This is a genomic window from Microbacterium sp. CFBP9034, assembly GCF_034045255.1.
GTDB lineage: Bacteria > Actinomycetota > Actinomycetes > Actinomycetales > Microbacteriaceae > Microbacterium.
Map to the genome: position 1 here is coordinate 267200 of NZ_JAXCWC010000002.1, position 11255 is coordinate 278454.

Annotated in this window: 7 protein-coding genes; 6 read left to right on the top strand and 1 reads right to left on the bottom strand. The window is 68.6% G+C overall.

Annotated features, from left to right (window positions below):
* Window positions 1–54 precede the first annotated feature (54 nt).
* The 3 genes from rpoB (at window position 55) to SOM19_RS12535 (ending at window position 8269) form a co-directional block, all read left to right on the top strand.
* Window positions 55–3552: a DNA-directed RNA polymerase subunit beta gene (gene rpoB, locus SOM19_RS12525; protein ID WP_320486938.1), complete on the top strand. Its 3498-nt coding sequence runs from the start codon at window positions 55–57 to the stop codon at window positions 3550–3552.
* 47 nt (window positions 3553–3599) lie between these two features.
* Window positions 3600–7490, top strand: coding sequence for a DNA-directed RNA polymerase subunit beta' (gene rpoC, locus SOM19_RS12530; RefSeq protein ID WP_320486939.1), 3891 nt, complete (start codon window positions 3600–3602; stop codon window positions 7488–7490).
* 161 nt (window positions 7491–7651) lie between these two features.
* Window positions 7652–8269: a hypothetical protein gene (locus SOM19_RS12535; RefSeq protein WP_320486940.1), complete on the top strand. Its 618-nt coding sequence runs from the start codon at window positions 7652–7654 to the stop codon at window positions 8267–8269.
* Between the two features lies 1 nt (window position 8270).
* Here SOM19_RS12535 and SOM19_RS12540 read toward each other — a convergent pair whose 3' ends face one another.
* Window positions 8271–8876 carry a DUF3558 domain-containing protein gene (locus SOM19_RS12540; protein WP_320486941.1) on the bottom strand — a complete coding sequence of 202 codons (606 nt, stop codon included), beginning with the start codon at window positions 8874–8876 and terminating at the stop codon, window positions 8271–8273.
* A gap of 136 nt (window positions 8877–9012) precedes the next feature.
* On the opposite strand from SOM19_RS12540, the gene SOM19_RS12545 reads away from it, so the two are divergent.
* The 3 genes from SOM19_RS12545 (at window position 9013) to SOM19_RS12555 (ending at window position 11186) form a co-directional block, all read left to right on the top strand.
* On the top strand, window positions 9013–9960 hold the full coding sequence (locus SOM19_RS12545; protein ID WP_320486942.1) for an ABC transporter: 948 nt from the start codon (window positions 9013–9015) through the stop codon (window positions 9958–9960).
* Window positions 9961–10446 (top strand): DUF6121 family protein, encoded by a 486-nt coding sequence (locus tag SOM19_RS12550; RefSeq protein ID WP_320486943.1) that lies wholly within the window; start codon window positions 9961–9963, stop codon window positions 10444–10446.
* An 83-nt stretch (window positions 10447–10529) separates the two neighbouring features.
* Window positions 10530–11186 carry a spermidine/putrescine ABC transporter substrate-binding protein gene (locus SOM19_RS12555; protein ID WP_320486944.1) on the top strand — a complete coding sequence of 219 codons (657 nt, stop codon included), beginning with the start codon at window positions 10530–10532 and terminating at the stop codon, window positions 11184–11186.
* Window positions 11187–11255 lie beyond the last annotated feature (69 nt).

Genomic DNA, 11255 nt, shown 5'->3' on the forward strand with positions numbered 1-11255 from the left:
CCACACCTGACGACAAGGAAACGAGCCCTACTCGGGCCACCGGAGGTAATCCCCTTGGCTGCTGCGCGCAACGCATCTACCACCCCCACCACCAAGAACGGCCGCGGAGCTTCTCGGCTCTCGTTCGCCAAGATCTCCGACACGCTGACGGTCCCCGACCTGCTGGCGCTTCAGACCGAGTCCTTCGACTGGCTGGTCGGCAATGACGGCTGGAAGGCCCGAGTCGCTCAGGCGAAGAAGGAGGGACGCACCGACGTCCCGGAGATCAGCGGCCTCGAGGAGATCTTCGAGGAGATCTCCCCGATCGAGGACCTGAGCGAGACGATGCAGCTCTCGTTCACGAACCCGTACCTCGAGCCCGAGAAGTACTCCATCGAGGAGTGCAAGGAGCGCGGCAAGACCTACGCGGCGCCCCTCTACGTCGAGGCCGAGTTCATGAACCACCAGACCGGTGAGATCAAGACGCAGACGGTCTTCATGGGCGACTTCCCGCTCCAGACCGGCAAGGGCACGTTCATCATCAACGGCACGGAGCGCGTCGTCGTTTCGCAGCTCGTGCGTTCGCCCGGCGTGTACTTCGACAAGACGCCCGACAAGACGTCCGACAAGGACATCGTCTCGGCCCGCGTCATCCCCAGCCGCGGTGCGTGGCTCGAGTTCGAGATCGACAAGCGCGACCAGGTCGGCGTGCGCATCGACCGCAAGCGCAAGCAGTCGGTCACGGTATTCCTCAAGGCGCTCGGCCTGACCAGCGAGGACATCCTCGCCGAGTTCGCCGGCTTCGACTCGATCGAGGAGACGCTCTCGAAGGACACGATCCTCTCCAAGGAGGACGCGCTCCGCGACATCTACCGCAAGCTCCGTCCGGGCGAGCAGGTCGCCGCCGAGGCCGCCCGCGCGCTCCTGGACAACTTCTACTTCAACTCGAAGCGGTACGACCTCGCCAAGGTGGGTCGCTACAAGATCAACCAGAAGCTCGGGCTCGACAAGCCGCTGAGCGACTCGGTGCTCACGGTCGACGACATCGTCGCGACCATCAAGTACCTGGTCCGCCTGCACCGCGGCGACACCACGTTCGACGGCCTCCGCGCGGGCAAGCCCGCCGAGATCCGTCTCGCGGTCGATGACATCGACAACTTCGGCAACCGTCGCATCCGCGCGGTGGGCGAGCTCATCCAGAACCAGGTCCGCACCGGTCTGTCGCGCATGGAGCGCGTCGTCCGCGAGCGCATGACCACGCAGGACATCGAGGCGATCACGCCGCAGACCCTGATCAACGTCCGCCCCGTCGTGGCCGCGATCAAGGAGTTCTTCGGAACGTCCCAGCTGTCGCAGTTCATGGACCAGAACAACCCGCTGGCGGGTCTGACCCACAAGCGCCGCCTGTCGGCGCTCGGCCCCGGCGGTCTGTCGCGTGAGCGCGCCGGCGTCGAGGTCCGCGACGTCCACCCCTCGCACTACGGCCGCATGTGCCCCATCGAGACCCCGGAAGGCCCGAACATCGGCCTGATCGGCTCGCTGGCGTCGTTCGCGCGCATCAACGCGTTCGGCTTCATCGAGACGCCGTACCGCAAGGTCGTCCAGGGCAAGGTCACCGACCAGATCGACTACCTCACGGCATCCGAGGAGAGCGACTACATCGTCGCCCAGGCCGGCGCCGAGCTGAAGGACGACGGCCACTTCGTGCAGGACCGCATCCTGGCCCGCCGCGGCCAGGGTGGCGAGGTCGACCTGTTCCACGCCGACGAGATCGGCTACATGGACGTCTCGCCGCGCCAGATGGTCTCGGTCGCGACGTCGCTCATCCCGTTCCTCGAGCACGACGACGCGAACCGCGCCCTCATGGGCGCCAACATGCAGCGCCAGGCTGTTCCGCTGCTGCGCTCGGAGTCCCCTGTGGTCGGCACCGGCATGGAGGGCTTCGCGGCCATCGACGCCGGCGACGTGATCACGGCAGACAAGGCCGGCGTGGTCCTCGAGGTCTCGGCCGACGTCGTGACCGTGCAGCTCGACGAGGGCGGCACCCAGGACTACTTCCTGCGCAAGTTCGACCGCTCCAACCAGGGCACGAGCTACAACCAGCGCGTCGTGGTCTCGGCGGGCGACCGCATCGAGATCGGCGAGGTGCTCGCGGACGGACCGGCGACGGAGAACGGCGAGCTCGCTCTCGGCAAGAACCTCCTCGTCGCGTTCATGACGTGGGAGGGTCACAACTTCGAGGACGCGATCATCCTCAGCCAGGACCTGGTGAAGGACGACACCCTCTCCTCGATCCACATCGAGGAGTACGAGGTCGACGCCCGCGACACGAAGCTCGGCAAGGAGGAGATCACCCGTGACCTCCCCAACGTCAGCCCCGACCTGCTCAAGGACCTGGACGAGCGCGGCATCATCCGCATCGGCGCCGAGGTCCGCCCCGGCGACATCCTCGTCGGCAAGGTCACGCCCAAGGGCGAGACCGAGCTGTCGGCGGAGGAGCGCCTGCTCCGCGCGATCTTCAACGAGAAGAGCCGCGAGGTCCGCGACACGTCGCTGAAGGTGCCCCACGGCGAGCAGGGCACGATCATCGCGGTCAAGGAGTTCAACGCCGAGGACGGCGACGACGAGCTCGGCTCGGGCGTCAACCGCCGCGTCGTGGTCTACATCGCCCAGAAGCGCAAGATCACCGAGGGCGACAAGCTCGCCGGTCGTCATGGCAACAAGGGCGTCATCGCGAAGATCCTCCCCGTCGAGGACATGCCCTTCCTCGCGGACGGCACGCCGGTCCAGGTCATCCTGAACCCGCTCGGCATCCCGGGTCGAATGAACTTCGGCCAGGTGCTGGAGCTTCACCTCGGCTGGATCGCCCAGCAGGGCTGGAAGGTCGAGGGCACTCCGGCCTGGGCCGCGAACATGCCCAAGGAGGCCTTCGAGGCCGCCCCCGGCACCAAGGTCGCGACCCCGGTGTTCGACGGTGCCGCCGAGGCGGAGATCGAGGGTCTGCTCGACTCGACGAACCTCACCCGCGACGGCGACCGCCTGATCGGCTCGAGCGGCAAGACCCTGCTGTTCGACGGCCGCTCCGGCGACCCGTTCCCGGCGCCGGTCTCGGTGGGCTACATGTACATCCTGAAGCTGCACCACCTCGTGGACGACAAGATCCACGCGCGCTCGACGGGCCCGTACTCGATGATCACCCAGCAGCCGCTCGGTGGTAAGGCGCAGTTCGGCGGTCAGCGCTTCGGTGAGATGGAGGTGTGGGCCCTCGAGGCCTACGGCGCGGCGTACGCGCTCCAGGAGCTCCTCACGATCAAGTCCGACGACATCCTCGGCCGCGTCAAGGTGTACGAGGCCATCGTCAAGGGCGAGAACATCCAGGAGCCCGGCATCCCCGAGTCGTTCAAGGTGCTCATGAAGGAGATGCAGTCGCTCTGCCTGAACGTCGAGGTCCTCTCGGCCGACGGCACGGCTGTCAACCTCCGCGACACCGACGACGACGCCTTCCGCGCTGCAGAAGAGCTCGGTATCAACATCTCCAGCCGCTTCGAGTCCTCGTCGATCGACGAGATCTGATCCGGCCAGGCAACGACAGAATTCCGACACAGGAGAACTGAGAACTAGTGCTCGAATCAACAACTTTCGATCAGCTTCGCATCGGCCTGGCCACTGCCGACGACATCCGTCGTTGGTCCTTCGGCGAGGTCAAGAAGCCTGAGACCATCAACTACCGCACGCTGAAGCCCGAGAAGGACGGCCTCTTCGGAGAGCAGATCTTCGGACCTTCGCGTGACTGGGAGTGCGCGTGCGGAAAGTACAAGCGCGTCCGCTTCAAGGGAATCGTCTGCGAGCGCTGCGGCGTCGAGGTCACCAAGTCCTCGGTGCGTCGTGAGCGCATGGGCCACATCGAGCTCGCCGCACCCGTCACCCACATCTGGTACTTCAAGGGCGTCCCGTCGCGCCTGGGCTACCTGCTCGACATGGCGCCGAAGGACCTCGAGAAGGTCATCTACTTCGCCGCCTACATGGTGATCTCCGTCGACGTCGAGGCGCGCCAGCGCGACCTCCCGACGCAGGAGAACAACATCCGGCTCGAGCTGAAGACGATCGGCGACCGCCGCGACGCGCGCATCGCCGAGCGCCTTCAGAAGCTGGAGGACGAGCTCGCCGCCCTGGAGGAAGAGGGCGCCAAGGCCGACCAGAAGAAGAAGGTCAAGGACGCCGCCGAGAAGGAGATGGGCCAGATCCGCAAGACCGCGGACGACCAGATCATCCGTCTCGAGAAGGTGTGGGAGGACTTCCGCACGCTCGACGTGGGCGCCCTGAAGGGCGAGGACGAGATCTTCCACGAGCTCCAGGACCGCTTCGGCCAGTACTTCGAGGCGCACATGGGCGCCGAGTCGATCAAGCGCCGGCTCGAGGCGTTCGACCTCAAGGGCGAGTCCGAGAACCTGCACCTGCAGATCTCGGAGGGCAAGGGCCAGCGCAAGATCCGTGCGATCAAGCGCCTGAAGGTCGTCAACTCGTTCCTGCAGACCGGCATGTCGCCGGCCTCGATGGTGCTCGACGTCGTCCCGGTGATCCCGCCGGAGCTGCGCCCGATGGTGCAGCTGGACGGTGGCCGCTTCGCGACCTCCGACCTCAACGACCTGTACCGCCGCGTGATCAACCGCAACAACCGCCTCCGTCGCCTGATCGACCTCGGCGCGCCCGAGATCATCGTGAACAACGAGAAGCGGATGCTGCAGGAGGCCGTCGACGCGCTGTTCGACAACGGCCGCCGTGGTCGTCCCGTCACCGGTACCGGCAACCGTGCGCTGAAGTCGCTGTCCGACATGCTCAAGGGCAAGCAGGGCCGGTTCCGCCAGAACCTTCTCGGCAAGCGCGTGGACTACTCGGGCCGTTCGGTCATCATCGTCGGCCCGCAGCTCAAGCTCCACCAGTGCGGTCTGCCCAAGCAGATGGCCCTCGAGCTGTTCAAGCCGTTCGTGATCAAGCGCCTGATCGACCTCGGTCACTCGCAGAACATCAAGGCCGCCAAGCGCGCCGTCGAGCGCACGCGTCCCGAGGTCTGGGACGTGCTCGAGGAGATCATCCGCGAGCGTCCCGTGCTGCTCAACCGCGCGCCCACGCTTCACCGCCTCGGCATCCAGGCCTTCGAGCCTCAGCTCGTCGAGGGCAAGGCCATCCAGCTGCACCCGCTCGTCTGCGCCGCGTTCAACGCGGACTTCGACGGTGACCAGATGGCCGTGCACCTGCCGCTGTCGGTCGAGGCCCAGGCCGAGGCCCGCATCCTGATGCTGGCGTCGAACAACATCCTCAAGCCCTCGGACGGCCGTCCGGTGACCCTGCCCTCGCAGGACATGATCATCGGCCTGCACCACCTGACCACGGTCAAGGCGGGCGCCAAGGGCGAGGGCCGCGTGTTCGGCTCCGTCGGCGAGGCCATCCTGGCCAAGGACGAGGGCACCCTCGACCTGCAGGCGAGCGTCCGCATCCGCATCCCGGGACTCACGTTCCTGGAGTCGGAGGGCGAGACGCCCGAGACCATCGCGACGTACGAGCGCAACGGCCTCGTCGTCACCTCGCTGGGCCAGGCGATCTTCAACGACACGCTCCCCAAGGGCTACCCGTTCGTCCGCGAGCAGGCCGACAAGGGCAAGCTGTCGCAGATCGTCAACAAGCTGGCCGAGGAGTACCCGAAGGTGGAGGTCGCGGCTTCGCTCGACCGCATCAAGGACGCGGGCTTCTACTGGGCCACCCGTTCGGGTGTCACGGTGGCGCTCAGCGACATCCTCACGCCCCCCAACAAGGGCCAGATCGTCGCCGGCTACGAGAAGAAGGCCGCCAAGGCGCAGGACCAGTTCGAGAAGGGTCTGACGACCGACTCCGAGCGTCGCCAGGAGCTCATCAAGATCTGGACCGAAGCCACCGACGAGGTCCAGAAGGCCATGCGCGACAACTTCCCCGAGGACAACACCATCAACCGCATGGTGTCGTCGGGTGCTCGTGGAAACTGGCTGCAGATCCGCAACATCGCGGGTATGCGCGGCCTCGTGAACAACCCCAAGGGTGAGATCATCCCCCGTCCGATCATCTCCTCGTACCGCGAGGGTCTGTCGGTGGCGGAGTACTTCATCGCGACGCACGGTGCCCGCAAGGGTCTGGCCGACACGGCCCTCCGTACCGCCGACTCGGGGTACCTCACGCGTCGTCTCGTCGACGTCTCGCAGGATGTCATCATCCGCGAGGAGGACTGCGGCACCACGAAGGGCCTCGAGCTCCCGATCGCCGCACTGGGCGCCGAGAACACGCTGGTCAAGGACGCGAACGTCGAGAACTCGGTGTTCGCCCGCACGCTCGCAGCCGACGTCGTCGATGCCAAGGGCGCGGTCCTCGCCGAGGCGGGCGACGACGTGGGCGACGTGCTCATCGAGAAGCTCGTCGAGGGCGGAGTGGAGTCCATCAAGGTCCGCTCGGTGCTCACGTGCGAGTCGGCTGTCGGCGTCTGCGCGAAGTGCTACGGCCGTTCGCTGGCCACCGGCAAGATCGTCGACATCGGCGAGGCGGTCGGCATCATCGCCGCCCAGTCGATCGGCGAGCCCGGCACCCAGCTGACGATGCGCACCTTCCACACCGGTGGTTCCGCGTCGGCCGACGACATCACGCAGGGTCTGCCCCGCGTGCAGGAGCTGTTCGAGGCGCGCACCCCGAAGGGCGCCTCGCCGATCGCCGAGTCCGACGGACGCATCACGATCGACGAGACGGACAAGGCCAAGAAGGTCATCCTGACGCCCGACAACGGCGACGAGCCGCACGTCTACCCCGTGCTCAAGCGCGCCACCCTCCTCGTCGAGGACGGCCAGCACGTCACGGTCGGTCAGCCGATCCTGGTGGGCACGCTCGACCCCAAGGAGGTCATGCGTGTCATGGGTGCCCGCGAGGTGCAGAAGTACCTCGTGAACGGCGTCCAGGGCGTGTACCGCTCGCAGGGTGTGCCGATCCACGACAAGCACATCGAGGTCATCGTGCGCCAGATGCTGCGGAAGGTCACCGTGGTCGACCACGGCGAGACGACGCTGCTCCCGGGCGAGCTGGTGGACTTCAAGCGCTACCAGAACATGAACCGCGAGGCCGTGGCCGAGGGCAAGCGCCCCGCGTCGGGCCGTCCGGAGCTGATGGGTATCACGAAGGCGTCGCTCGCGACGGAGTCGTGGCTGTCGGCCGCGTCGTTCCAGGAGACGACGCGCGTCCTCACCCAGGCGGCGATGGAGGGCAAGAGCGACCCGCTCATGGGCCTCAAGGAGAACGTCATCATCGGAAAGCTCATCCCCGCCGGAACCGGACTTGCGAAGTATCGCAACGTCGCGGTCGAGGCGACGGAGGAGGCCAAGAGCGAGCGGTACCCCAACCGCATCTTCGCCTCGGACGGCGCGTACAGCGACGCCGACCTGAGCTACGTCGACTTCGACAGCTTCTCCACCGACGGCGACTTCAGCGGCAACTACAACTGAGTCGATCCGCGTCCGTCACCTCGTGACGCTCGCACGAAGGGCCCCGGTTCGCCGGGGCCCTTCGTCGTTGCACCGGATGCCGCGTGCCTGGGCCGCCGCTGCGCGCCGCGCCGGGGCATCCCGCCCCCTCGGCTTACCGTGGGGGAGGAGGTGGTGGGCCGGTGGCACGCGTGGGTGGTCGCAACTCGTGGATCGCCGTGCCCGCCGGACTCGCCTGCGCGGCGGTCGTGGGGGCGCTGGTGTGGCTGGCGCTGCCCATGGTGCCGGTCACGATCACGTGGGCCGGCGACACCCTGCGCAATGCCACGTCGCCGCGCCCGGTGGCGCCCGTGGCCGACACTCCGGCGAGACTGGCGCTCGAGGACGCCGACATCGACTGCCGCGCGCTGTACTCCGACAGCCTGTGGAACGAGCTGACCTGGCGCGGGCGCACGATCCTCGATCAGACGTACGATCCGCCCGCCACCGCGGTGACTTCCCTGACCGAGGTGCTCGCCCCGGAGGTGCGCCTGACGTGTGCCTGGACGGACAGGGCCGACGGCGCCATCGTCACGACGCTCGCCGTGGTCGGGTCCGACGCCCCCGCGCTGGCCGAGGCGGCCCTGCGCGGACAGGGCTTCGCGTGCGAGGTGACCGACGCCGTGCTGCGCTGCGCCCGCACGCAGGAGGGCACCGTCGAGGACCACGTCGTACGAGAGGGCCTGTGGCTCTCCAGCAGCGAGCGGGCATGGCACCTCGAGGACTACGGCCGCCGGCTCGAGCTTCAGGTGTTCGGCTGACTCAGGCGAAGATGCTCGCCACGATCGACGAGGTGTAGTCCGACGGGAACAGGTTCGAGAACCGCGTGTCGATGAGGATGCCGTCCCGCCAGAACAGCGTGCGCCCGTCCGTGACCGGGTACTCCTCGTTCTCCCACGTCTTCTCGCACCGGGTGCCGCCCTCCGGGGTGTAGCAGGAGAAGCCCTCGTCGTCGGCGAGCTCGTTGAGCAGGTCGAGCGCGGGGCCGCGCGAGACGTAGGTGATCGTCGTGACGAGTCCGGTCGTGTCGGCCCTCGGGTCACGCCAGACGCAGATCAGGCTGCCGTCGGGCTGCGGGCCCGACTCGCCGAACGCGGCGTCGTTGAGCGGGGTGCCCTCGAGCTCGGCGAGCACGTCCGCGGTCAGCAGCGCGCGGCAGTCGTCAGGGATCTCGGCCTGCGCCGTCGGCGTCGCGCCGGGGGTGATGGTGGCGATGGGCTCCGGCGAGGCCGAACTCGTGGAAGTGGGCTCGGGGGAGGTCGAGGCGACCCCTTCCGGCGCCGGGTCGGGGGCGCACGCGGAGAGCACCGCAACGGCGAGGAGAGCGCCAGCCGCGGCGGCGGCGAGCCGGGACACTGGGTGGGACATGCGGTCACCCTACGGGCGCGCACGCTCCGGCCGTGATCAGCGCGCCGAATCGCCACGGCATGCCTCCCCGGCGTGGGGCGGACGGCGGGTTACCCTCGCACTGCGGGGATGTGCCCCCGCGTGAGGAGTGCCTGCGATGAGTGACCAGAAATCGTCCTACGGCGAGCCGGTCGAAGAGCCCCAGCCCGTCGATGATGTCGTCGGCCGCGCTCATGAGGGTCTCGCCGAGGCCGAAGCCGCCCGTCGCGATTCCGTCTCGGAGCCCGCCGCGGAGCCCGTCGACCCGGCCGCAGCCGACGCCGCCTCCACCGCCGCTCCCGCGGACGACCCGTGGGACTCGCCCGACGCCGCGTCGCTCGAGTACGAGCCGGCCCCGGCGCCCGCGCCGTCGACCGCCGCCTACGAGTCACCGGCCGCCCAGACGTACGAGCCCGCCGCGGAGACCGTCGTCGCCGCGCCGGTCGTCACGCCCAGCGAGCCCGTCTCCGAGACCCCCGTGGTCGCCCCGGTCGCGCCCCAGCCGATCTTCGTCCAGGCGCCCGAGGCCCCGCGCCTTCGCGGCAACCGCGCAGCCGCCGGCGCCATCGGCCTGGTCGCGGCGCTCACGTTCGCCGTGCTGTACCTCGCCGTCTGGCTGGTGCTGGCCGCACTGACGGGCGATCTCACCGTCGACAATGTGGCGAACGTGGCCCTCGCTGCGCTCGGCTCGTGGGTGCTGTGGCTTCCTGTCGTCGTCTTCTTCATCGCTTTCTGGCTGCTCGGGGCGATCATCAACCGGGGTCGCTGGGGCTCGTGGGTGATCTTCGGTCTGCTGGTCGGATTCGCGGCGTGGGGCGGGTACCTGCTCGGGGTCCTCTTCCAGGAGCAGTTCTGGAACATCACGGCGTCTCAGGGTGCCGACCTCATGGAGCAGAACCTCCTCGCTCCGCTCGGGGTCGCGGCGTTCATCATCGGACGCGAGATCACGATCTGGTTCGGCGCGTGGGCAGCGGCCCGCGGCCGGAGGGTCACCGAACTCAACGTCGAGGCGCAGCGCGAGTACGAGCGCACGCTCGAGGCGGGTCCTCAGCTCGTCCGTCAGTAGATGGCCGGCGATGCGGGGGACGGCGGCGGCCCGGTCCGCCCCGTCACCGCGCTCGCCTTCGCCACGGCCGGATTCATCGCCCTCCTGATCTTCGGGCTGGGGATGGTGAGCCTGGTCATCGCCGAGGACGTCATCGCGACGCCCGGGCTCGGACAGGTGCCGGGCATCGTGGGAACGGTCCTCGCCACGGGCGCATTCGCCGGAGGGCTGTGGACCGCCGTGCGCCGGCGGCCGGCGTCCTACTGGGGCTCGGCCTGGACCGCTGCCGCCTGCTTCCTCGGCTACGTCGGAGGGGTCTGGTTCGGCGCGGTCGCCACCGGCACCGATCTCGCCGTGGCCACGGCCGTCGCCGGACGGATCGCCACGTCGTGGTTCGGCGCGGTGGTCGCGCTGTCGGGGTTCGTCGCGGCATGGAGCGGGATCGCGCTCGTGCGCACGCGCGCCAGCCGCCCTCGGTGGCCGTGGGAGGACGAGTTCGACGAGTAGCGCGAGCGCGGCATCCGTTCCCCGAACCGGCAGGATCCGCGGAATCCCGGCGTTCGCGGCATCCCGGTACTACCGTGGTACCCGTGGAGCGCTCGCTCGAGACGCAGGTCAGCCAGGCGGTGGACGCCTGGCTCGCGTGGCTGCCCCGGTGGGAGCCCGCGACGCACCGCGGCCGGGTGGCACCCTGTCGACGCTGCTTCGGGTCGCCGGTCCTCTCGGCGGCGGGTCTCGGGGCGGACGTGCCGCACGGCGTGCAGCACGGCCTCTCGACCCGCATCAAGACGATCGTGGACCGGGCCGTGGCGGAGTACACCTCGCTCAACCTGCCGATGCTGCAGGGCGAGCTCGACCACCAGGCCGCGCGCAACCGCTCCCGCAGCTATCGCCCGGCCGACGGCCTCGACCCCGAGTACGAGGGGCTTCCGCTGGACCCCGACCCGGTGCCCGGCGCCCCGTTCCTCTTCACGATCTCGGGCATGGCCGAAGAGGCGAACGCCGACATCCCCGCCCTTCCGCCGCTGAGCGATGAGGCGAAGGCCGCGCTGCGGCAGGAGGTCGGGCTCGCCGACGACTACGCCAACATGGTCGGACGCGAGGTCTGCACGATCCTCCTGCACCACCGGCTGCGCATCCAGGCGGCCGTCACCGAGTACGTGGAGCCCCAGATCGAGGCCATGCTGGAAGAGCTGACGCGGTCCCTCGACGCCCCGTTCGACCCGCACGATCCGCCTGCCGGCTGACGCGGCCGCATAGGTTCTCACAGCCCCAGGTCCCACCCAGGCTCACAGAGCCGACTTTGTTAGCATTGC